Consider the following 22780-nt stretch of genomic DNA (forward strand, 5'->3'; position numbering starts at 1 on the left):
CGCCACCGCCAGGGCGAGCAGCTTGCCACCGATCATCTGAACCTATCCTTAGGCGATCCCGGTCTACAGTTGAAGTGACAAGTTCTGAAGACCCGAGGGAGTGCCACCATGAGCCAGTTGTTCGAGCCCCTGACCCTGCGCCAACTGACCCTGTCCAACCGCATCGCCGTATCCCCCATGTGCCAGTACTCCGCCCAGGACGGTCTGGCCAACGACTGGCACCTGGTGCACCTGGGCAGCCGAGCCGTCGGTGGTGCCGGTCTGGTGATAGTCGAAGCCACGGCCATCGCCCCGGAAGGGCGAATCAGCGCCGAGGACCTGGGTATCTGGAACGACGAGCAGGTCGAGCCGCTCCGGCGCATCACCCGCTTCATCGAATCCCAGGGCGCAGTGGCCGGCGTGCAACTGGCCCATGCCGGCCGCAAGGCGAGCACCTGGGCTCCCTGGTTGGGCAAGCACGGCTCCGTGCCGATCAGCGAGGGCGGCTGGACGCCGGTGGCGCCCTCGGCCATCGCTTTCGACCCGCAGCACACGGCGCCCATCGCCCTGAGCGAAGAGCAGATGGCGACCATCAAGCACCAGTTCGTGCGCGGCGCCGAGCGCGCCCTGGCCGCTGGCTTCAAGGTCGCCGAGGTGCATGCCGCCCACGGCTACCTGCTGCACCAGTTCCTTTCGCCGCTCTCCAACCAGCGCCGCGACCAGTACGGCACCTGCTTCGAGAACCGCATCCGCTTCCTCCTGGAAGTCACCGAAGCCGTGCGCACGGTCTGGCCGCAGGAGCTGCCGCTGTTCGTCCGCCTGTCCGCCACCGACTGGGTGGAGGACGGCTGGAACCCCGACGAAACCGTGGAGCTGGCGCGCCGCCTGAAGGCCCTGGGCGTGGACTTGATCGACGTGTCTTCGGGCGGTACCGCGGTGAACGCCGAGATCCCCGTGGGCCCGGGCTACCAGACGCAGTTCGCCGAGCGGGTGCGCAAGGAGGCGGGCGTCGCCAGCGGCACCGTGGGGATGATCACCGAGCCGGTGCAGGCCGAGCACATCCTGCGTACCGGGCAGGCCGACCTGATCCTGCTGGCCCGCGAGCTGCTGCGCGATCCCTACTGGCCGCTGCATGCCGCCGACGAGCTGGGTGGCCAGCCGGTGCCCTGGCCGGCGCAGTACCTGCGCGCCGCGCAACGCGGCACGCCCAAGCGCAAGGCCTACGGGCAGGTTTGACCCTTGAGCGGATCACGCGGGCCTGGGCCGCGTGATCCGGATTGAGTCAGCGACGGGCGGCCTGATCGAACACCGGCCCCCACAGTGGATGGCCCACTTCGGTGCTATCCAGATGGAAGTGCGGATCGATCTGCAGCGCGCTCTCGAAGGCGAAGCGGCATTGATTCGGTCGACCCGTCACGCAATAGCTGAACGCCAGGAGCTTGAGTGCCTGCGATTGCAGCGGCGAATCTTCGACCCAGATGGCAGGTGTGAGGAATTGCTCTTCGGCCGCGGCGTAGTCCCCCGCCTCGTAAAGCCGTATGCCTTCGCCGAAGGCTTTCTCGGCCTGAGCCTGGAAGGCATCCTCCTGCGGCTCTTCGTGGTGGCTCCTGCAGCCTGAGGCCGCCACCAGGCAGGCAATCATCAGCGGTGTCGACAGGGGACGCAGTATCTTCATGGACTGTCCGCGTTGGGGGTTGTGTGGGCCGGTGCCTGGAGAAAATCGTGCCGCAGCGTGACGGACTGCCCGGAGGGAATCTGCAACCGCTGGACGTGGCTGGGGCGTCCGGGATTGCGCAATTCCACCTGGTAGCACCCAGGTGGTAATTGCAGCCGGAACTGAGGAGGGCTGAATCCACGTTTCCGGCCATCGATCCAGACCTCGCCCCAGGGGTGCATGATGACGATCAGGGTGCCTGTCGCTGCTGGGGCCATTGCATTGCGTGGCGAGGAGGTGAGTTCCTTGCGGGTGGACTTCCTGGCCTGTGGCAATGCCGGAGGTTCCTTGTGCTGTGCCCTGGGAGGCGTGACGGCGGTTGGCGCTTCAGCCACCGTGGGGGCTTCTGCGGGCGGCAGTGTGCTGGGCGCAGCGGGATCGGGCAGGTCTGGCGACAGGTCGTCCGGTACTGGCGCGGAGGCTGGGATGATTGTCGAGTCGTCTTCCAGTGCTGGACGCTTCTCTTCCTGGCGCGTGATGACGTCCACTTGGGGAGTTTGACCGCCGTCTCCCAAGGGTTTGCACAGTGCTACGGCAAGCACGCCGAGGAGCGTACAGACAATGATGCCGACAGTTAGCATCCCGTTCATGGAAGGAACTGGCGTGGGCAGTGGGCGCTTGATCGCTGACGAGGCTTCTTGCGCTTCCGTTTGATGGGCCTGAACGGGTGCCCAGGCAGAACCTGAGGAAGGAGCCGCCGGACGTGGTATCACCGTGTAGGCGGTGCCCGGACCCTCCCAGGAGCTGAGGGAGTCTGCAGGAGCCGAGTCGGCGCTCGGTGTCGCCGGAGTCGCCCGGGAAGCGGAGTGGCGGGGAGCGTTCGCGGTCGGTTCCATCGGACGGCATCTTCAAGGGAGGCGAAGAAGGGGCCTGGCCCTCGTACTGGAAACGGGTCGCCGGATACGACGAGAAGCAGGCAGTCAAAGTTGGAAAAATGGCCGCGGATCATAGGGAGCCGATGTCGGTGGCTCAAACTCGCCGGGAGGTTTCCACTGCGCGGGCGGTTTTTTGAGGATCAGGTCGCGCTTTGCGGTGAACAGGCTTACCGGGCGAGCGTGACTGTGAAGTCAGGAAAAGAAATGAAATGTGATATCTGTCGCACAGTGGCGTTGTGATGCTACTCTCGGTGTGCTCGCGCAAGGACTGCGCACTACCCACCAGAGCATCACTGGAGCACGCATGGACGCTTCTGCAACGCCTGCTGTCATCCCGCAATCGGAAATCGCCCTGCTGGCGAATATCCTTGCCCTCGCCACCCGCAACATGTCTAACCTCAGCACGCTGATCACCCAGTTGTCGGTGGAACTCGGCCATAGCCCCGACCCGCACCTGCAGCGCGTGGGCCAGCGGGTGCTGGCGGATGTGGATGTGCTGGCGAAATCCCTGGATACCCAGTGGGAACTGATCGGTGCGCTGGCGCGCTTCTGCCCGTTGCTGTCGCGTACGCCGCTGGTGAAGCCGGCGCTGGTGACGGAAATCCATATCACCGAATTGCCCGATAGAGCATGACTCCCCGGCCTGAGGCATTGCGTAGGATGGGTGGAGCGTAGCGATACCCATGCTACTGCGGGTGCGCAGATATCGATGGGTATCGCTGCACTCCACGCCATCCTAATTGGGAGCTTTCGCCAGCACGATCAGCTGGCAGGATGATGATTATTCGCCGGCCTGCGCCAGCTCGAAGCTCATCATCAGGGCCCAGGGCGCATCGCTGTCGCCCACGCGGATGGGCTGCAACAGTTGCACACGGCGGCCTTTCACCTGTTCCCAACTTCGGCCCTGGGCGATGGCGTTGCGTGCTTCCTGTGGCAGTTCGCCGGCCTTGTCGCCCAGGCGTTTGGCGTCCGGGTGGGTGACGTAGACGCTGGCGTTGGACAGCAGCGTGTACTGGCCATTGCCCATGGGTGTCAGCTTGCCGAGGCTTTCCTGCAACTGGTGCAGGGTGTAGTCGGCGCCGAGGATACCGAGGAAGCGGCCGTTGGCAGTCATGGGCGACATGAACGAGGTCATCAGCACGGTGCTGCCGCCGACGCTGTACTCGTAGGGCTCCATGAACACGTCGCGGCCCTTGTCGCGGGGGATCTGGTACCAGTCGCCGCTGCCATCGGCCTTGTCGTAGCCGACCAGGCATTCGCGCTGGGCCACGCCGCTGCCGCGGTGCCAGTAGGCCATGAGACGACCGCTGGCGTCGTGACCCGGTGCGTTGACGAATTCGCTGTCACGGCCGTCGAAGGCGTTGGGCTCGCAGCCGCAGGCGAAGGCCAGCAGCTCGGGATTGCGGGTCAGGTACTCGTGCATCACCGCGTCGATCTGCTCGCGCTGCGGGCCGAGGTTGCGTGTCTTCAGGCCGAGCAGGAAGTGCTTCAGGCCGTAAAGCGCGGTGGCCATCACGGCGAAGCGTGCCTCCAGGCGCTGGGTCTCGCTGGCCAGCACCACGCGGGCGGTGTCCAGCAGGCTGGAGTGCTCGGCCTGTTCGACATCGGCCAGGGCCTTGGCGCTTTCGCTCTTGATCGAGGCGACGACGTTGCCGATATCGGCGGTGGCGTTGGCCGACTGGGTGGCCAGGCGGCGCACCTCATCGGCGACCACCGCGAAGCCGCGTCCGCTTTCCCCGGCGCGGGCAGCCTCGATGGCGGCATTGAGGGCCACCAGGTTGGTGTTCTTGGCGATCTGCTTGATGACTTCGGAGACTTTGCTGATCTCGGTCCAGCGCACATTGAGGCCGGCGATAAGCTGCTTGACCTGGTCGATGGTGGAACGGGTGCTGGAGCTGTCTTCGGCCTTGGCGGGCCGTGGTTCGAGTGTAATTGACATGGTTTGGGACACTGCAGTGGCGGAGGAGGGCAGGGGTAGACGAGGGCTGGGATTTTTCTTATGTCAGCCGCTTTCCAAAGCTGGGGCTGTGGTCGCAGGCGGGTCGTAGGATGGTGTGGAGCGAAGCGATACCCACCGTGCTTCGCGTAAACCGCATGGGTATCGCTGCGCTCCACCCATCCTACAAAGGCCTCCCGGAAGGCCCGTAGGGCGAATAACGCGTAGCGTTATCCGCCGCCATGGCTGGACGGCGGATAACCCGTTCCGGGTTATGCGCCCTACGTTTCCGTTACCAACCGAGCTGCTTGTGAAGGCCCAGGGCGTCGTAGTAGTCGCCCTGGTAGACGATCTTGCCGTCCTTGACCTTCACGTAGCTCACACCGTCGAACGACAGCGGCTTGTTGGTCGCCGGGGTCTGGGCGTCCCAGGCGCCGGTGTTGGTGCCGCTGAAGGTCCACTGGAAGGCGATGCCGTCCTTGTCGACGATCGGCTTGCCGTTCATCTTCCACTTCAGGTCCGGCACGGCCCCCACGAACACCTTGATCACGTTGTCGCGCGCGGCGTCGCGGCCTTTCTGCGGGGTGCCGACGGTGACGTCGAAGTACTCCGCATCCTTGGCCAGGTAGCCGGCGGCCTTCTCGGCGTCGTGGGCATTCCACGCGGCCATGTAGGCATCGACGATCTGTTTGGGCGACTCTGCGGCCTGTACCAGGCCGGCAAAGGTGAACAGCGACAGCAGGTAGAACGCTCTGACGAGGTGACGCATGCTTGCCTCCGTTGCGGGCGTGCCCGCGGGTTGTCGGCCGGATGGCCGTTGAGTGTGGCGCCACGCGTGACGTGGCGCCGGGACCATCAGGACAGTTCGCCCACCGCGCGCCAGGCTTCGTCGATGGCCGCGTGGGCGTAGGCGTCCCAGGCGGCGTCGGAGTTGGCGATGGTGACGTTGCCGACCCTGGTACGAGCCAGGTTCATCAGTTTTTCGCTCTCTTCCTCATCATCGAAGAGGCTGTTGGAGAAGTACGAATAGCCGTGCGACCAACGGTTGATGGTGATCGCCTGGATGTCCTTCTGGTGGTCGAAGCCGGCCGGGCCGAGCATGGCCTGCAGCTGGTCGCGGATCTGCGTTTCCATCTGCTCGAAACTCATGGCGTAGAGCTTGCCGCGGCCGACGCGGGCCTGGGTGCGCGCGTCCATGCCGGCGTTCGGGCTGGTGGGCACGTAGACCATGTGCAGGCCGATGGGCTGGTTCGGGTCGCGCGGGTGGCTGTAGCCGCCGATGTCCACCGGGTAGTCCAGCTTCACGCGGCTGTACGGCTGGCTCGGCGCGTAGATCTCGTGCACGCCCAGCTTCATGAAGCTCTGCCAGTTGCGGATCACCACCTTGGTGTACACCAGCGGGAACTTCACGTTCTGCGCCAGGGCGTGGCTCTGCTCGGCGGAGAGGTCGCGCAGGAGGTACGGGATGATCATGTTGTAGCAGGCCAGCACGCAGTGCTTGCCACGCACGCGGTGCAGGGCGCCGGCACGGCTGTAGCCGACGTCTACGCCGCCGTCGCGGTTCTTCACGCTCACCGCGGTGCTGTTCAGACGCAGGCGCACGGCGTTCTTCGGCTGGTCCAGTTTCGAATAGTCGAAGGTGGCCAGGACGATGTCGTTCATGTCCTTGCCCGGCGCCACGCCTGGAATCAGGCCGCGCACCAGCAGGCGCGCCAGCGAGGCGTTGCCGTCGGGGAAGTGGTAGATGTACGGCTCTTCCATCTCCGCCTTGAGCTCTTCGCTGATGGGCGAGAGGTCCATCGCGGCGAAGCCGGGGAAGCCCACGCCATAGGCGTCAGCGGCAGCCACGGCGTCGATGCTCAGCGCCGAGAAGTCGTTGGTGCGGCTGAGGAAGTAGCGGGTGGCGGCTTCGCTCAGGCCGACGTCCTTGCGCAGGAAGTCCTGGTAGCTGGTCTTGGCCAGGTGCGCTTCCTTCTCCTCGCGGGTCTTGCCGGCGAGGTAATCCCTGGGGGCTTCGTGCAGGTCGATCAGCGCCTGGCGGTCGGCCTCGGGCAGCGGGAAGTCGCCGATGAAGGCACGCCAGCTACGGGCGTTGAGTTTTTCCGGGGCGATGTCGTCGGCCACCATCGGCGTCGGGTCGCCGCTGACCATCTTCGCTTCGCCGAAGCCGGCCTTGTCGAAGAACACCCCGCGTGACAGGCCCAGGCCCGGATAGAAGTCGCGGTCGAAGGCGGTCTGGAAGCGATCGACGTCGACGTTCAACTGCTTGAGCAGGCCGTTCACCGTGTCGCTGTACAGGTGCTTGGGCGACTGGAAGGCTTCGCTGCCGCCGTAGCCGAGGATCATCCGGCCACCGGCCTGGAATTCGTTGCGCTTGGCGTGGCCGCCGAAGTCGTCATGGTTCTCGATGATCAGTACGCGCGCCTTGGGGTGCTTCTGCCGGTAGAACCAGGCCGCAGACAAGCCGCTGATGCCGCCGCCGACCACCACCAGGTCGTACTGCTCCTCGATCTTCAGGCCATCGGTATCGAATACCTTCTTCTCCCAGCCCATCTGGTGCGCGACCTCGAACGCGCCGGGATGGCTGCCGCGCATGCCGGTCAGGGCGGGCGGGTAGTAGCGGCCGGAGGGGGCGGCCTGGAGAAGTTGCAGCGGGGTGAGGCCCGCGCCGATGGTGAGGGCAACGCCGTTGAGGAAGTCGCGGCGGGTGATGGTCATGGGAAATCCTTGCAAGGTGATGGCCCGGGGCAGGGGCTGTCATGGTTTTGCCCTTCCATGCCGGAAGGGGTTGCGGCATGCGTGGCCGCGCGGCGGCCCCGGTCGAGCGGGGCGCCGATTTGAAGCTTTTGATCTTTACGGTGTAACGAGGAACCAACGACCGCGCGAGCTAGAGCAGGACGAGGCGGAAAGAGGGGCGGGCCCAGGAGGGTAAATAACTGGGCCCGCCCCTCTTTCCAACGCTGTACTGCCGACGCGCAGCCGGTTGTTTTAGTGTTTGATCATCACGTGGCGAATGGCGGTGTAATCCTCCAGGCCGTACATGGACATATCCTTGCCGTAGCCCGACAGCTTCATGCCGCCGTGGGGCATCTCGGTGGTCAGCATGAAGTGCGTGTTGACCCAGGTGCAGCCGTACTGCAGGCGCGCGGACAGGCGATGGGCACGGCCGATGTCGCTGGTCCACACCGAGGAGGCCAGGCCATAGTCGGAGTCGTTCGCCCAGGCCAGCGCCTGTGCTTCGTCTTCGAACTCGGTGACCGAAACCACCGGGCCGAAGATTTCGCGGCGGACCACTTCGTCGTCCTGGCGGGCGCCGGCCAGTACGGTCGGCTCGAAGAAGAAGCCCGCGCGGTCGGCACGCTTGCCGCCGGTAACGACTTCGATGTGCGGCACCTGGCGGGCGCGCTCGACGAAGCCGATCACGCGCTCCAGGTGCTGTTCGGTGATGACCGGGCCCAGCTCGGTGTTCGGGTCGTCCTGCTCGCCGTACTGGATGCTGGCCACGGCGGCGCCGAGCTTCTCGACGAACTTGGCGTAGATGCCCTTCTGCGCGTAGATGCGGCAGGCGGCGGTGCAGTCTTGGCCTGCGTTGTAGAAGCCGAAGGTGCGGATGCCTTCCACGGCGGCGTCGATGTCGGCGTCGTCGAAGATCAGTACCGGGGCCTTGCCGCCCAGTTCCATGTGCATGCGCTTCACGGTGTCGGCGGTGCCGGCGATGATGCGGCTGCCGGTGGCGACCGAACCGGTCAGGGACACCATGCGCACTTTCGGATGGGTGGTCAGCGGCTCGCCAACGGTCGGGCCACGGCCGAAGACCAGGTTGACCACGCCAGCGGGGAAGATGCCGGCCATCAGCTGCGCCAGGCGCAGGGCGGTCAGCGGGGTCTGCTCGGACGGCTTGAGCACCACGGTGTTGCCGGCGGCCAGGGCCGGGCCGAGTTTCCACGCGACCATCATCAGCGGGTAGTTCCACGGCGCGATGGAGGCGACCACGCCCACCGGGTCGCGGCGGATCATCGAGGTGTGGCCCGGCAGGTATTCGCCAGCGGCGGAGCCTTGCATCACGCGGCAGGCGCCGGCGAAGAAGCGGAACACGTCGGCCACGGCCGGCAGTTCGTCGTTCAGCGCGGCGGAGTAGGGCTTGCCGCAGTTGTTGGACTCCAGGCGGGCCAGTTCCTCGGCGTTGGCGTCGATGGCGTCGGCCAGTTGCAGCAGGAGCATCGCGCGGTCTTTCGGCGCGGTCTGCGACCAGCTGTCGAAGGCCGCATCGGCGGCCAGCACGGCGGCGTCGACCTGGGCCGGGGTGGCCTCGGCGATCTCCACCAGGGTGGTGCCCAGGGACGGGTTCAGGACGGCGAGCTTCTCGCCTTCGCCAGCGACCAGTTGGCCGTTGATCAGCAGGTTGGTTTGCATGGTTGGGTCCTCTTGTTCAGAAGCGTGGTGCAAATTCGGTTGGGGTGTTTCTTCTTGGGGGCCTGCCGGTTCTGGGAGCCGGCGGGCCTGAGGGGTTCTGTGAGTTCGGAGTGGGGGCTTTTCCCTTTCCCCCGCCCTCTCCCTGAAGGGAGAGGGAGCAGTTCGTGCCGGCTGAAACTGTGGTTTCCTCCGGCGCCGATCCAGTCCCCTCTCCCTTCGGAGCGGGGCGCGCAGCCAGGGTTAGGGAGAGGGCCGCACGGCACCCAGGTTATTTCCCGCTCCCCGCCACGCCTTCACCACCCTTGGTCAGGTAGTAGGCGCCGAGGATCGGCAGCATGGTCACGATCATCACCAGCATCGCCACCACGTTGGTCACCGGCACGTCGCGCGGGCGGCCCAACTGGTTGAGCAGCCAGATCGGCAGGGTGCGTTCATGGCCGGCGGTGAAGGTGGTGACGATGATCTCGTCGAAGGACAGCGCGAACGCCAGCATGCCGCCGGCCAGCAGCGCCGAGCCGAGGTTGGGCAGGATCACGTAGCGGAAGGTCTGCCAGCCGTCGGCGCCCAGGTCCATCGAGGCTTCGATGAGGCTGTGGGAGGTGCGGCGGAAGCGTGCGATGACGTTGTTGTAGACGATCACCACGCAGAAGGTGGCGTGGCCGATGACGATGGTCAGGAAGCCCGGCTCGATGCCGAGGGTCTTGAACGCCGACAGCAGCGCGATACCGGTGATGATGCCGGGCAGGGCGATCGGCAGGATCAGCATCAGCGAGATGCCCTCCTTGCCGAAGAAGTCGCGGCGATACAGCGCGGCGGCCGCGAGCGTGCCCAGAAGCATGGCGATCAGCGTGGCGACGCTGGCGATCTTCACCGACAGCTCGATGGCTTCGAGCACGTCCTGGCGCGCAAAGGCGACGCTGAACCAGTGCAGGGTGAAGCCCTTGGGCGGGAAGCTGAAGGCCGCGTCCTCGGTGTTGAAGGCGTACAGGAAGATGATCAGGATCGGGAAGTGCAGGAACACCAGCCCGCCCCAGGCGGCCGCTTTCAGGCCCCACGAAGCTTTCTCAGAGTGCATCGAAGGCCCCCAGACGTTTGACGATGGACAGGTACACGGCGATCAGCACGATGGGCACCAGGGTGAAGGCGGCGGCCATCGGCATGTTGCCGATCGCGCCCTGCTGGGCGTAGACCATGCTGCCGATGAAGTAGCCCGGCGGGCCCACCAGTTGCGGCACGATGAAGTCGCCCAGGGTCAGGCTGAAGGTAAAGATCGAGCCGGCGGCGATGCCGGGGATCGACAGCGGCAGGATGACCTGGAAGAAGGTCTGCCGCGGGTGCGCGCCGAGGTCCGCCGAGGCCTGCAGCAGTGACGGCGGCAGGCGCTCCAGGGAGGCCTGGATCGGCAGGATCATGAACGGCAGCCAGATGTACACGAACACCAGGAAGCGCCCGAAGCTGGAGGTGGACAGGGTGTTGCCACCGATACCCGGAATGCCCAGCAGCAGGTTCAGTATGGGCTCCAGGCCCAGGTGCTGGACGAACCACATGGCCACGCCGCCCTTGGCCAGCAGCAGGGTCCAGGCGTAGGCCTTGACGATGTAGCTGGCCCACATCGGCATCATCACGGCGATGTAGAAGAACGCCTTGGTCTTGCCGGTGGTGTAGCGCGCCATGTAGTAGGCGATGGGGAATGCCACCGCTCCGCTGGCAATGGAGACCGCGACCGCCATCAGCACGGTGCGCTGGATGATGTCGAAGTTGGAGCCACTGAACAGCGAGCCGAAGTTGGCCCAGGTCAGGTCCGGCGTCACCGTCATGGTGAAGTCGTCGAAGGTGTAGAAACCCTGCCACAGCAGTGTCAGCAGGGAGCCCAGGTAGATCGCGCCGAACCACAGCAGCGGCGGAATCAGCAGCAGCGAGAGGTACAGCGTCGGCTTGCGGTAGAGCAGGTTGGACAGGCGCCGCAGCGGGCCATTGCTGGCCGCGGGCAGCGCTGCATTCATCGTCAGTTCCATGTCACGCCCCCTCGTTCAGCACCACCATCGCCTCGCGTGCCCAGCGAGCGGTCACGCGCTGGCCCGGCTGATGGGCGAGGTCGATGTCGGCCCATTGGCTGTTGGCCTGGCTGAGGCAGAGGTTCTGGCCGTTGTCGAGACGGATCTCGTAGCGGGTCGCCGCGCCCTGGTACTGGATGTCGTGGAGCAGGCCGCTGATTTCGATGTCCGAGGCGCTGCGCTCGCCGTTGGCGAAGCGGATGTGCTCGGGGCGGATGGAGAAGGGCTGGACGTTGCCGGTCAGGCTCTGGGCGATGTCGCCGCGCAGCACGTTGGAGGTGCCGACGAACTCGGCCACGAACGGGGTGGCCGGCTTCATGTAGAGGTTGCGCGGGGTGTCGACCTGCTCGATGCGGCCCTTGTTGAATACCGCGACGCGGTCGGACATGGACAGCGCTTCGCTCTGGTCGTGGGTGACGAAGATGAAGGTGATGCCCAGCTGGCGCTGCAGCTTCTTCAGCTCGCTCTGCATCTGCTCGCGCAGCTTGAGGTCGAGGGCGCCGAGGGGTTCGTCCAGCAACAGCACGCGCGGACGATTCACCAGAGCGCGGGCCAGGGCGACGCGCTGGCGCTGACCACCGGAGAGCTGCACCGGCTTGCGCACGCCGTAGCCACCCAGGGCAACCATGGCCAGGGCTTCTTCGGCGCGCTTGAGGCGTTCGGCCTTGCCGATGCCTTTCACCTTCAGGCCGTAGGCGACGTTCTCCAGCACGCTCATGTGCGGGAACAGCGCGTAGTCCTGGAACACCGTGTTGACGTCGCGCTGGTACGGCGGAAGGCCTGCGGCCTCCTCACCATGGATGCGGATGGAGCCTGCGCTGGGTTGCTCGAAGCCGGCGATCAGGCGCAGGCAGGTGGTCTTGCCCGAACCCGACGGGCCGAGCATGGAGAAGAACTCGCCGTCCTTGATGTCGATGGACACCCGGTCAACGGCTTTCACCTCGCCGAACTGGCGGGAGACCTGGGTGAATTGAACAGCGGGGGTGGTCATGGTGCACGCTCCAAGGGGCAGGAATCCGGCGCGGCCGGGCCCTGCCCGTAAATCTGAGATACGGGTGAATCGATGCAATCGGATGGATGCCGTGAGGCTCGCCGGGATGGCGAGGTGCACGGGGCGGGTTCGCGAGCAAGCTCGCTCCTACAGGGGGCGATTGCTCTTCGTAGGAGCGAGCTTGCTCGCGAACACTCTAGGCCTTAACGGCCGCCCATGATCCCGATGTAGTCCTGGGTCCAGCGGCTGTACGGGACGAACTTGCCGCCTTCAGCCTGCGGGGTCTTCCAGAACGCGATCTTGTCGAACTGGTCGTAGCCGTTGGTGGCGCAGCCCTCGGCACCCAGCAGGGTGCTGGCCTTGCAGCCTTCGGGCACGGCCGGTACGGAACCGAACCAGGCCGCCACGTCGCCCTGGACCTTGGGCTCCAGCGACCAGTTCAGCCACTTGTAGGCGCAGCTCGGGTGCTGGGCTTCGGCGTGCAGCATGGTGGTGTCGGCCCAGCCGGTGACGCCTTCTTTCGGGAACACGGTGGCGATGGGCTGACCTTCGGCCTTCAGGGCGTTGGCCTGGTACGGCCAGGCGCTGGAAGCGGCGACGCCTTCGTTCTTGAAGTCGCTCATCTGCACGGTGGTGTCGTGCCAGTAGCGGTGGATCAGGTCATGCTGCTTGCGCAGCAGGTCGACCACGGCGGCGTACTGCTTCTCGTCGAGCTGGTACGGGTCGGTGATGCCCAACTCGGGCTGGATGGCCTTCAGGTACAGCGCGGCATCGGCGACGTAGATCGGGCCGTCGTAGGCCTGTACGCGGCCCTTGTTCGGCTTGCCGTCAGGCAGGTTCTGCGCTTCGAACACGACTTTCCAGCTGTCCGGCGCGGTGGGGAAGACCTTGGTGTTGTACATCAGCAGGTTCGGGCCCCACTGGTACGGCGCGCCGTAGGTCTTGCCGTTGACCACGTACCAGGCGGCGTCCTTCAGGCGTGGGTCGATGTTCTTCCAGTTGGGGATCAGCGACGGGTCGATCGGCTGCACGCGCTTGCCGTAGATCAGGCGCAGGGAGGCGTCGCCCGAGGCGGTGACCAGGTCGTAGCCGCCCTTGGCCATCAGGCTGACCATCTCGTCGGAGGTGGCGGCGGTCTTCACGTTGACCTGGCAGCCGGTGTCCTTCTCGAACTGGGTCACCCAGTCGTAGTTCTTGTCGGACTGGCCGCGCTCGATGTAGCCGGGCCAGGCGATGATGTCCAGGCGGCCTTCGCCTTGGCCGACTTCCTTCAGGGCCTCGGCGGCCTGGACGCCGGCGCTGGCCAGCAGGGCGGTGGTGATGGCACTGAGCAGTGCGGTCTTGCGCATCGGGTGTCTCCCTCTCGTTGTTGTCTCTATTGGTGGGGCAGTTCAATCGAGCAACAGCCCTCGCGCGGCGTACCGCCGGGGCGTTTCTTATGTGCCGGCGGGCGACCCCGCCGGATGGTTCAATCCAGTTGCTGGCCGTGGCGCGCCATGATGTGGCGCACCACGCTGTAGTCCTGCAGCGAGTCGCTGGACAGGTCCTTGCCGTAGCCCGAGCGCTTGAGCCCGCCGTGGGGCATCTCGCTGGCGAGCATGAAATGGGTGTTGATCCAGGTGCAGCCGTACTGCAGGCGGTTGGCGATCTGGAAGGCCTTGTCCAGGTTCTGCGTCCACACCGAGGAGGCCAGGCCGTATTCGGAGTCGTTGGCCCAGTCCACCGCCTGCTCCAGCTGGTCGAAGCGGGTCACGGTGACCACCGGGCCGAACACTTCGCGCTGGACGATCTCGTCCTGCTGCTTGCAGCCGGCCAGCAGGGTCGGCTGGTAGTAGAAGCCGGGGCCCGAATGCACGGCGGCGCCGGTGACGCGTTCGATGTGCGGCTGGCCGAGGGCGCGTTCGACGAAGCTGGCCACGCGGTCGCGCTGGCGGGCGCTGATCAGCGGGCTGATCTCGTTGTCGGCGTCGCGCTTGCGGGCGAAACGGATGCTGGCCACGGCGTCGCCCAGCTCGGCGACGAGGCGGTCATGGATGCCGGCCTGGGCGTAGATGCGGCAGGCGGCGGTGCAGTCCTGCCCGGCGTTGTAGTAACCGTGGGTACGCACGCCCTGGACCACGGCTTCGAGGTCGGCGTCGTTGCAGACGATCACCGGTGCCTTGCCGCCCAGTTCCAGGTGGGTGCGTTTGAGCGTGCGCGAGGCGGCCTGGAGAATCTTCTGCCCGGTGACGATGTCGCCGGTGAGCGAGACCATGCGCACCTTCGGGTGGCTGACCAGATGACTGCCGACGCCTTCGCCGCCGCCGCAGACGATATTGATCACGCCCGGTGGGAGAATCTCGACCAGCGCCGGCGCCAGCGCCAGGATGCTCAGCGGGGTGTGTTCGGACGGCTTGAACACCAGCGTGTTGCCGGCGGCGAGTGCGGGGGCGATCTTCCACGCGGCCATCATCAGCGGGTAGTTCCACGGTGCGATGGAGGCAACCACGCCCACCGGATCGCGGCGGACCATGCTGGTGTGGCCGGGCACGTATTCGCCAGCGAGCTGGCCCTGCTGGCAGCGCACGGCGCCGGCGAAGAAGCGGAACACGTCGGCGGTGGCCGGAATATCGTCCTGGCGCGCGAGATGCAACGGCTTGCCGCAGTTCAGCGATTCCAACTGGGCGAGATCATTCGCGCGCTTGTCGATGGCGTCGGCGATAGCCAGCAGCGCGGCGGAACGTTGTGCGGGGGTCGTGCGGGCCCAGGCGGGGAAGGCGCGGTGCGCGCTGGCGATGGCCTGCTCGACCTGGTCGATGGAGCCGTCGGCGATGCTGACGATGTTCTCGCCCGTGGTCGGGTTGATGATCGGTTCGGCCATGCCTTCGCCGGCGACCAATTGGCCGTCGATCAGCAAGGCGGTATGCAGGGTTGCGCCGGTCATCTTGGAAACTCGTCTTTTATCTGTCTTGTTTTCGGGGGCCATGTGCGTGCTCCGGCGTAGGGGCGGTGCCCGGAACTTGGCTCTTTGGTATGGGGCGAGAGACTAGAGTCCGGGCGTGGGGTCGACAAATTCTAATTACTGAAAGCGCCGTTCGATTAAATCGAACGCTGTAAGCCTCTAGTTCAAAAGGCGTTTTGCCATTGCGTAGCGGCTTTCGTAGGGCGCATAACGCTGCAAGCGTTATCCGTCGTTCATTTCTTCCCGGTCCATTCGGCGGATAACCGCTAGCGGTTATCCGCCCTGCGTTGGTCCGGCACGTACGGGTAAATCGGTTTTCAGATCGACAGGCGTTTTGCGTTGGGCTGCTCGCGGGCGACGGTAAGGAACGGGTCCACCAGTGCCGGCCGCGCGGTACCGCGCCGCCACGCCAGGCCCACGTCGAGCGGCTCGGACAGGTCCACCAGCGGCCGTGCTTCGATGATGTCGCCTTCCAGCGACCAGGGGCGATAGGTCATGTCCGGCTGGATCGACAGCCCCAGGCCCGCCGCCACCAGGCTTCGTACCGCTTCCACCGAGGCGGTGCGCAGCGTCACCTGCGGCACCAGCCCGGCACGCGACCAGATGCGCTGGGTGTGCAGGCCCATCTCGTCGGCGTTCAGCTGGATCAACGGCTCGCCCGCTACATCGGCCAGGCCGATGCTGTCGCGTTCCAGCAGCGGGTGCTGCGCCGGTAGCCAGAGGCGGTGCGGCGAGTGGGTCAGTACCTCGGTCTGCAGGGCGTGGCGGTCCTCCAGGTTGGAGAGGATCAGCACGCCGACATCGATCTCGCCGCTCACCAGCAGGTGTTCGATGTACGGGCGTTCGTCCTCCACCACGCGGGTCTTCACGTTGGGGAAGGCGCGTTGGAAGCGATTGATCAGGTCCGCCAGGTAATAGCCCGCCACCAGGCTGGTCACCCCGATGGTGAGGCTGCCCGCCACCTGGTCGGTGCTCTGCTGCAGGCTGCGCTTGGCGTTCTCCACCGTGGCCAGGATCAGGTGCGCCTGGCGCAGGAACTGGTGGCCCTGGTGGGTCAGGGTCATGCCCTTGGCGTGGCGGTCGAACAGGCGCACGCCGATCTCTTCTTCCAGTTGCTGGATGGCCAGGGTCAGGGTGGACTGGGAAATGAACACCGCCTGGGCAGCGGCGGAGATCGAGCCGGTCTCGGCGACGGCGATGAAGTGGCGGATCTGGCGGAGCGTCATCATGCTGATTGGCCGCTGGCGCACGGAGCCGCGATCTAGAGCCTTGTCTAGCCGGTCTCGGCGCTTTTCATTGTTGATTATCGAAAATCTATAGGAGCATTCTTTTTAATCGAATGAAAGCGGCCTATTTGCCCTGCGGACCCGCTGGCAAAGGCCCGCAATATCCGGAAGCACTCTGTGCCTGCGCTGTGACAAGGCTGCGAGCTAGAGTCGGAGGCCTGACTTTTCATCTCGATAGCTAGCGGAGATCGCCATGAACACACGTGGCCTGCTCGACCAACTGCTCAAGTCCGGGCAGGAACTGATGCAGAACAAGGGCCTCACCCAGCAGGGCGGCGGCCAGAGCTCGCAAGGCAGCAACAAAGGCGGCCTGGACCTGGGCAGCCTGCTGTCCGGCGCCGGAGGCGGTGCGTTGGCAGCTGGCGCGCTGGGTCTGCTGATGGGCAGCAAGAAGGCGCGCAAGGTGGGCGGCAAGGTCGTCGCCTATGGCGGTCTCGCGGCGCTCGGCGTGCTCGCCTACAAGGCCTACGGCAACTGGCAGCAGAAGCAGGCCAGCGCCCCGCGCGGTGAGCCGCAGACCGTCGACCGGCTGCCGCCTGCCCAGGCCGAGCAGCACAGCCATGCCATCCTTCGGGCCATCGTCGCTGCCGCGAAGGCCGACGGTCATATCGACGATCGCGAACGCCAGCTGATCGACGGCGAGATCGCCAAGCTCACCGGCGACGTCGAGCTGCAGGGCTGGCTCGACCGCGAACTGGCCAAGCCGCTGGACCCGGCCGAAGTCGCCCGCGCGGCCACCAGCGAGGAAATGGCCGCCGAGATGTACCTGGCCAGTCTGCTGATGGTCGACGAGACCAATTTCATGGAGCGCGCCTACCTCGACGAACTGGCCCGCCAGCTGAGCCTTGACGCTGGCCTCAAGGTCGAACTGGAGGCCCAGGCGCAGAAGGCGCTGGAGGCTGTTCCGGCCTAGTCCGTGACGACCCTCGCAAGCGTCGGATAAACCTCGCGACTGCGTTGCTTTGTCTGGCTCCGGACGGGGCTGCGCTTCAGGCTCCATCGCCGGGCGTCCCGACCATTCCGGGCCGGCTGGCGGACGGCGCTGGCGCATCGGTGTGGCGGGACTATCGTTGCCCAACGCACACCGCGCGATGGCGAGGGACTGGTCATGAACACAACCGATCTACTGGAACAACTGCTGCGGGCCGGACAGGGCTCGGCGGCGCAACAGCAACAGGGTGGCGCCGGCGGCGCAGACCCGCTGGGTGGCCTGGGTGGCTTGCTCGGCGGGCTTCTGGGCGGTGGCGGAGCCGGCGGTGGCGGCGGCCTGGGTGGGCTGGGCTCGATCCTCGGCGGCGGCAGTTCCGGTGGCGGTGGGCTCGGCGGCCTGGGTGGCGTGCTCGGCAGCATGCTCGGTGGTGGCAGCAGCGGTGGTGGCATGCCGCAGGGGCGTTCCAGTGGCGGCGGTGTCAACTACGCCATGCTCGCCTCGCTGGGGATGATGGCTTATCAGGCCTATCAGAGTTGGCAACGCAATCAAGGCGCCAATCCCTCGCAGCAGCAATCCCTGACCACCGTCGACCAGCTCGATGGCCCCGAGGCCGAGGCGCACAGCCACGCCATCCTCCAGGCGATGCTGGCGGCAGCCAAGGCGGACGGTCGAATCGATCAGCGTGAGCAGGCCGCCATTCAGGCCGAATTGCAGCGCCATGCCGGCGAGCCACAACTGCAAGCGTGGATCGACGCCGAGATGCGCAAGCCGCTGGACGCCGCCGATGTCGCCCGCGCGGCCCAGGGTGACCCTGCGGTGGCCGCGGAGATGTACCTGGTCAGCGTGATGCTGGTGGATGACCAGCAGGACGCCGAGCGTACCTACCTCGACGAACTGGCCTACAACCTCAACCTCGACCCGCAACTGCAGGCGCACCTGGAGCAACAGGCCAAGACGGGCGGCGAAGTAGCTTGATACAACTCAGGGCATGGCCGTAGGAGCATTCGTACAATCTTACGGTCAGAGAGGCTCGGACGAACGCACCTTCGCGGCGCGTTCGTTCCTCAATTCTGCAAGGAGGCTTCATGCCGTTCGCTCGTTACACCCTGCCCACTGCGCTGCTGCTCAGCGCCACCGCCACCCTGGCCAACGCCGCCAAGCTCGAAGATGTCGCGCCTTATCCCAAGGCCGATGAAGGCTTCGTCCGCCAGGTCATCCACCTGCCCAAGCAGGCCCATGAAGAGAACTTCAAGGTCGAGATCCTCGCCGGCAAGATGCTGAGCGTCGACTGCAATCGCCAGCGCCTGGGCGGCACCCTGGAAGAGAAGACCCTGGAAGGCTGGGGCTACACCTACTACCGCCTGGACAAGGTCAGCGGCCCGGCCAGCACGATGATGGCCTGCCCGGATGGCAAGAAGCACGAGGCCTTCGTGCCCGTGATCGGTGACGGCTTCGTGCTGCGCTACAACAGCAAGCTGCCCATCGTGGTCTACGCGCCGAAGGACGTAGAAGTGCGCTACCGCCTGTGGTCGGCCTCCGAGAAGGTCGAGAAGGCCCGCGCGGAGTAATCCCCGCGTTTTTCCCCTGTAGGAGCGATCTTGCTCGCGAACGCTTTCCCCCATGGCTCCTGCGTTGGGTGGGTTCGCGAGCAAGCTCGCTCCTACATGAAAGGCAACGCCCCGCCGCTATCGGCGGCGGGGCGCCTCATCTCATCCCAGGCTCAACGCCTGTGGCAACTCCGGCAGCGGCACCCACACCTGCCCCTGCCAATCCAGCACGCTCAACTGCTGGCGCTCCCAGCGCAGCAGGCGCCGGCGTGGCTGTTCATCTGGCGTCTGCCCATCCGCCCGCAGGCTCGGCACCACGGTCTGGGTGATCCACTGGCGGATGCAGCGGTTTTCCGGGTGGTAGAAGTAGATCAGCGAAGCGTACAGGCCGGATTCGCTGACCAGTTCCACGGCTTCAGCGGGCTCGTACTCGCCGAGAATCGTCACTCGGCGTACCTGGTCCGCATCGAGATTCTTGCCGACGCGTTCTTCCAGAAAGGCATGCATCAGCTTCGCCAGGTCGTGCACGACGAACCACGGCTGGCCTTCGATCAGCAAGGCGCGGAGGCGGCGTTTGTGGCGGTAGAAGGTGGTGGCAATGAATGGCGTTCGGGTTGTCGAAAGGGACATGGATTGGGCGTCCTATACGTAACGCTCCATGCTAACGGGCATGTATTCCGCCGCGAGGGTGTGTTCAGCACCATGGCGAAGGACGTTAGAAAATGTCCATGATCCGGTCAATCGAAGTAGTTGCTGAATTTGACGTCTGAAAAGGTTTGCTGCTCCCTGAGCCCGTTTGCTGCTAGATATTGCGCTGCAGTTCCTTCCGGTCTCTCCAGTAAATCGTCGACTCATATTGGAAGCTGACCAGGAATTGTCCGGTGGCTTGGTTCGAAATTGCAGTGATCAGTCTGTCCAGATCGTCCAACGGGGATAGTCCGTCCGGCGCAGGGCCCTTAATCCTCAGGTAGCCTCGCAACGCGACAGCAAAAGACATTCCTTTCGAATCTTCGGCGCGAATATTCTGGTCGGAGGAATAACTGACGCATATGGAAAGCCCTGACTCGAATACTGCTTCCAGTTCGTTTGGCAGTGCTTGGGTTGCACGAACGCCGATTGAGTTCAGCGTGCCTTCAATTAGCTCGATTGATAGATCGCTGCTGGCTTCCAGGAAAAAGTCCAGGCTCATAATTCTTCCCTGATACCGATGAGTGGTGATGTTGGTAGATTGGCGAGTATTTGCCACACCCTGTGCTGCTAGTTGATTCCTTGGGGCATGAGGGCGCATAACGCCCCAAGCGTTATCCGCCATCCCATCGGCGGATAAAGCGTTCCGCTTTATGCGCCCTACGCGGGTACTCCGGTTTTCCCTTCCACCAGAATCCCTTGTTCCCGCCCACAGACTTCCACCAGGAAATCCCACACCAGTCGCAGGCGCACCGAGCGGTGCAACTCCCGCCGAGTACACATCCAGTATTCCCGTTCGATGAATTCCTCCGGCAGCACCGGCACCAGCCGCGGGTCGTGCAGACCCATGTACTGCGGAAGGATGGCGATGCCGATGCCGGCCTGGGCGGCCTGTTGCTGGGCGACCACGCTGGTGCTGCGGAACACCACCTGCGGGTGGCGGCAGAAGCTGTGGTGGAACAGCAGTTCCTGGCTGAACAGCAGGTCGTCGACGTAGCCGATCCACGGGTGCTGGCTGAGGTCTTCGCGATCGCGCAGGGGTGGGGCTTTTTCCAGGTAGGCGGGGCTGGCGAACAGGCTCAGGCGGTAGCGGGTGAGCAGGCGGCTGATCACCAGGTCGGCGCTGGGGCGTTCCAGGGTGATGGCGATGTCCGCCTCGCGGTTGGTGATGCTGACGAAGCGCGGCACCGACACCAGTTCCACTTCCAGGCCCGGGTAGCGCTGCATCAGTTCGCCCAGGCGCGGGGCAAGGAACATGGTGCCCAGGCCTTCGGTGACGCCGATGCGGATCTGCCCCAGCGGCGAGATGGCCTGGCTCATGTCCTCCTGGGCGAGGAGGGCGGTGTTCTCCATGGCCTCGGCGTGCTTGAGCAGCGCCTGGCCGGCCGGGGTGAGCTGGTAGCCGCCAGTGTGCTGGGCGAACAACTGGGTGCCGAGGTCGCGCTCGATGCTCTCGATATGCCGTGCCACCGTGGCGTGGGTGGTGCCCAGGCGCTTGGCGGTGGTCAGCAGACGGCCGCTGCGGTGCAGCTCCAGGAAGTAGCGCAGGTCATTCCAGTCGAACATCTCGGCAGTCCTTGTTGTTAGAAAACGCACAGCAGCTGACTCGAAACGACTGTTCTTTTATCACGAACGAACGACTAGGCTCGGTCTTCAGATAAAAAGAACAAGCACGACGAGGTACTTCTCCATGCCCCAGGCACTGGATGCTTATGACTACCTGATCGTCGGCGCGGGCCCTGCCGGCTGCCTGCTGGCCAATCGTCTGTCCGCCGACCCTGCCAACCGTGTGCTGCTGCTCGAAGCGGGCGGCCCGGACAACTATCCCTGGATCCACATTCCCGTCGGCTACCTCTATTGCATCGGCAACCCGCGCACCGACTGGTGCTTCGACACCGAGCAGGTGCCGGGCCTGAACGGCCGCGCCATCAAGTACCCGCGCGGACGCACCCTCGGCGGCTGTTCCTCGATCAACGGCATGATCTACATGCGTGGCCAGGCGCTGGACTATGACGGTTGGGCGGCCGAGGGCAACTCTGGCTGGGGCTGGAACGACCTGCTGCCGCTGTTCATGAAGATGGAGGACCACTTCGGCGGGTCGAGTGAGCTGCATGGCGCGGGCGGCGAATGGCGGGTGGAGAAGCAGCGGCTGTCGTGGGCGATCCTCGATGCCTTCCGCGAGGCGGCGGCGCAGTCCGGTGTGCGTCCGGTGGAGGACTTCAACGGCGGCGACAACGAAGGCTGCGGCTACTTCCAGGTCAACCAGCGTTCCGGTGTGCGCTGGAATGCGTCGAAGGCCTTCCTGCGGCCCATCGCCAACCGACCCAATCTCACCGTGCTGACGAACGTCGAGGCCCTGCGCGTGCTGCTCGAGAACGGCCGCGCCGCCGGGCTGGAAGTGAACTGGCAGGGCGCGCGGCGCGAGTTGCGTGCTCGGCGTGAAGTGATTCTCTGCGCCGGGGCGATCAACACGCCGGTGCTGCTGCAACGCTCCGGCATCGGCCCACGTGACCTGCTGGAGAAGCATGGTATCGGCGTGCGCCATGAGCTTGCCGGCGTGGGCGGCAACCTGCAGGACCATCTGCAACTGCGCCTGATCTACCGCATGAATGGCGCGCCGTCGCTGAACCAGATCGCCTCGACGCTGTGGGGCAAGATGGGCATGGGCCTGGAGTACCTGCTCAAGCGCAGCGGCCCGCTGTCCATGGCGCCAAGCCAACTGGGCGCGTTCGCCAAGTCCGACCCGAACCAGCGCTCGGCCAATCTCGAGTACCACGTGCAGCCGCTGTCGCTGGAGCGTTTCGGCGAGCCGCTGCATAGCTTCCCGGCGTTCACCGCTTCGGTGTGCGACCTGCGTCCATTGAGCCGTGGCACGGTCACGCTGCGCTCGCTGGACCCGCGCGACAAGCCGGTGATCCAGCCCAACTACCTGAGCCACCCGCAGGACCTGCGCGTGGCCGCCGATGCCATCCGCCTGACCCGCCGTATCGCCGCGGCTCCCGCCCTGGCGCGTTTCAATCCGGTCGAGTTCAAGCCGGGCCCGGATTACCAGAGCGAGGAAGACCTGCAGCGCGCCGCCGCCGAGATCGGCACCACCATCTTCCACCCGGCCGGCACCTGCCGCATGGGGCAGGGCGAGGGTGCGGTGGTGGACAGCCAGTTGCGCGTCCACGGCATTCCTGGCCTGCGCATTGCCGATGCCTCGATCATGCCCAGCCTGACCTCCGGCAACAGTTGCTCGCCGGTGCTGGTGATCGCAGAAAAGGCCGCACAGATGATTTTGAGCGAACCCGCGCGCGGCGCGGAGGTCATCCCTTCCAGTGGGCGCACACAGGAGGAAGCTCCGGTGGCGTGAGGCTTACAGCGGAAAACCGCCCGCTTCGTAGGATGGGTGGAGCGCAGCGATACCCATGCGGTAGCTGCGCA

Annotated in this window: 21 protein-coding genes and 1 pseudogene; 6 read left to right on the top strand and 16 right to left on the bottom strand. The window is 65.4% G+C overall.

The window, feature by feature from the left end; all coding sequences use genetic code 11:
- Nucleotides 1-108: 108 nt before the first annotated feature.
- The gene (locus FAS41_RS06550) at nt 109-1215 is read left to right on the top strand and encodes an NADH:flavin oxidoreductase/NADH oxidase (protein ID WP_138520796.1); all 1107 of its coding nucleotides are present in this window, start codon (nt 109-111) and stop codon (nt 1213-1215) included.
- A gap of 46 nt (nt 1216-1261) precedes the next feature.
- On the opposite strand, the gene FAS41_RS06555 is transcribed toward FAS41_RS06550, so the two are convergent.
- Together FAS41_RS06555 and FAS41_RS06560 are read right to left on the bottom strand one after the other, a co-directional pair.
- Nucleotides 1262-1654 (bottom strand): TssQ family T6SS-associated lipoprotein, encoded by a 393-nt coding sequence (locus FAS41_RS06555; protein WP_138520797.1) that lies wholly within the window; start codon nt 1652-1654, stop codon nt 1262-1264.
- Nucleotides 1651-2283: a hypothetical protein gene (locus tag FAS41_RS06560; protein WP_138520798.1), complete on the bottom strand. Its 633-nt coding sequence runs from the start codon at nt 2281-2283 to the stop codon at nt 1651-1653. Before FAS41_RS06560 ends, FAS41_RS06555 begins: the two co-directional genes overlap by 4 nt.
- A gap of 589 nt (nt 2284-2872) precedes the next feature.
- On the opposite strand from FAS41_RS06560, the gene FAS41_RS06565 reads away from it, so the two are divergent.
- Nucleotides 2873-3202 carry a hypothetical protein gene (locus FAS41_RS06565; RefSeq protein ID WP_138520799.1) on the top strand — a complete coding sequence of 110 codons (330 nt, stop codon included), beginning with the start codon at nt 2873-2875 and terminating at the stop codon, nt 3200-3202.
- Between the two features lie 147 nt (nt 3203-3349).
- Here FAS41_RS06565 and FAS41_RS31405 read toward each other — a convergent pair whose 3' ends face one another.
- The 11 genes and pseudogenes from FAS41_RS31405 to FAS41_RS06615 all read right to left on the bottom strand — a co-directional run bounded on the left by FAS41_RS31405 (nt 3350) and on the right by FAS41_RS06615 (nt 16132).
- Entirely contained in the window at nt 3350-4081 is a 732-nt protein-coding gene (locus tag FAS41_RS31405; protein ID WP_425467700.1) for a cache domain-containing protein, read from the bottom strand.
- A 132-nt stretch (nt 4082-4213) separates the two neighbouring features.
- Nucleotides 4214-4507 (bottom strand): annotated as a pseudogene (locus tag FAS41_RS31410) (methyl-accepting chemotaxis protein); the annotation flags it as partial.
- 289 nt (nt 4508-4796) lie between these two features.
- Entirely contained in the window at nt 4797-5273 is a 477-nt protein-coding gene (locus FAS41_RS06575) for an ester cyclase (protein WP_045209913.1), read from the bottom strand.
- Between the two features lie 86 nt (nt 5274-5359).
- Entirely contained in the window at nt 5360-7222 is a 1863-nt protein-coding gene (locus FAS41_RS06580) for an FAD-dependent oxidoreductase (RefSeq protein WP_138520801.1), read from the bottom strand.
- A 270-nt stretch (nt 7223-7492) separates the two neighbouring features.
- A complete protein-coding gene (locus FAS41_RS06585; RefSeq protein WP_138520802.1) occupies nt 7493-8917 on the bottom strand; it encodes a gamma-aminobutyraldehyde dehydrogenase in 1425 nt (474 codons plus the stop codon).
- A 268-nt stretch (nt 8918-9185) separates the two neighbouring features.
- Nucleotides 9186-9992: an ABC transporter permease gene (locus FAS41_RS06590; RefSeq protein WP_024766933.1), complete on the bottom strand. Its 807-nt coding sequence runs from the start codon at nt 9990-9992 to the stop codon at nt 9186-9188.
- Complete coding sequence (locus FAS41_RS06595) at nt 9982-10932, bottom strand: ABC transporter permease (RefSeq protein ID WP_425048981.1); 951 nt, start codon at nt 10930-10932, stop codon at nt 9982-9984. Before FAS41_RS06595 ends, FAS41_RS06590 begins: the two co-directional genes overlap by 11 nt.
- A 1-nt stretch (nt 10933) precedes the next feature.
- Complete coding sequence (locus FAS41_RS06600) at nt 10934-11962, bottom strand: ABC transporter ATP-binding protein (RefSeq protein ID WP_138520803.1); 1029 nt, start codon at nt 11960-11962, stop codon at nt 10934-10936.
- A 203-nt stretch (nt 11963-12165) separates the two neighbouring features.
- Nucleotides 12166-13311, bottom strand: coding sequence for a putative ABC transporter substrate-binding protein YdcS (gene ydcS / locus FAS41_RS06605; RefSeq protein WP_138520804.1), 1146 nt, complete (start codon nt 13309-13311; stop codon nt 12166-12168).
- A 119-nt stretch (nt 13312-13430) separates the two neighbouring features.
- A complete protein-coding gene (locus tag FAS41_RS06610; RefSeq protein ID WP_138520805.1) occupies nt 13431-14885 on the bottom strand; it encodes a gamma-aminobutyraldehyde dehydrogenase in 1455 nt (484 codons plus the stop codon).
- Nucleotides 14886-15220: 335 nt separating this feature from the next.
- Nucleotides 15221-16132, bottom strand: a complete 912-nt coding sequence (locus FAS41_RS06615; protein ID WP_045209919.1) for a LysR family transcriptional regulator — start codon at nt 16130-16132, stop codon at nt 15221-15223.
- Nucleotides 16133-16382: 250 nt separating this feature from the next.
- Here FAS41_RS06615 and FAS41_RS06620 point away from each other — a divergent pair, with 250 nt between their 5' ends.
- The 3 genes from FAS41_RS06620 (at nt 16383) to eco (ending at nt 18688) form a co-directional block, all read left to right on the top strand.
- Nucleotides 16383-17102, top strand: coding sequence for a tellurite resistance TerB family protein (locus FAS41_RS06620; protein ID WP_138520806.1), 720 nt, complete (start codon nt 16383-16385; stop codon nt 17100-17102).
- A 195-nt stretch (nt 17103-17297) separates the two neighbouring features.
- Entirely contained in the window at nt 17298-18095 is a 798-nt protein-coding gene (locus tag FAS41_RS06625; RefSeq protein ID WP_138520807.1) for a tellurite resistance TerB family protein, read from the top strand.
- Nucleotides 18096-18205: 110 nt separating this feature from the next.
- Complete coding sequence (eco, locus tag FAS41_RS06630; protein WP_138520808.1) at nt 18206-18688, top strand: serine protease inhibitor ecotin; 483 nt, start codon at nt 18206-18208, stop codon at nt 18686-18688.
- Between the two features lie 141 nt (nt 18689-18829).
- On the opposite strand, the gene FAS41_RS06635 is transcribed toward eco, so the two are convergent.
- From FAS41_RS06635 to FAS41_RS06645, 3 genes are all read right to left on the bottom strand, one after another.
- Nucleotides 18830-19297: a BRO-N domain-containing protein gene (locus FAS41_RS06635; RefSeq protein ID WP_138520809.1), complete on the bottom strand. Its 468-nt coding sequence runs from the start codon at nt 19295-19297 to the stop codon at nt 18830-18832.
- Nucleotides 19298-19469: 172 nt separating this feature from the next.
- Entirely contained in the window at nt 19470-19856 is a 387-nt protein-coding gene (locus FAS41_RS06640) for a hypothetical protein (protein ID WP_138520810.1), read from the bottom strand.
- A gap of 158 nt (nt 19857-20014) precedes the next feature.
- A complete protein-coding gene (locus tag FAS41_RS06645; protein ID WP_138520811.1) occupies nt 20015-20920 on the bottom strand; it encodes a LysR family transcriptional regulator in 906 nt (301 codons plus the stop codon).
- Between the two features lie 124 nt (nt 20921-21044).
- On the opposite strand from FAS41_RS06645, the gene FAS41_RS06650 reads away from it, so the two are divergent.
- Nucleotides 21045-22709, top strand: coding sequence for a GMC family oxidoreductase (locus tag FAS41_RS06650; protein WP_138520812.1), 1665 nt, complete (start codon nt 21045-21047; stop codon nt 22707-22709).
- The last annotated feature ends 71 nt before the right edge of the window (nt 22710-22780 follow it).

This window comes from Pseudomonas nicosulfuronedens, assembly GCF_005877905.1.
Taxonomy (GTDB): Bacteria; Pseudomonadota; Gammaproteobacteria; order Pseudomonadales; family Pseudomonadaceae; genus Pseudomonas; species Pseudomonas nicosulfuronedens.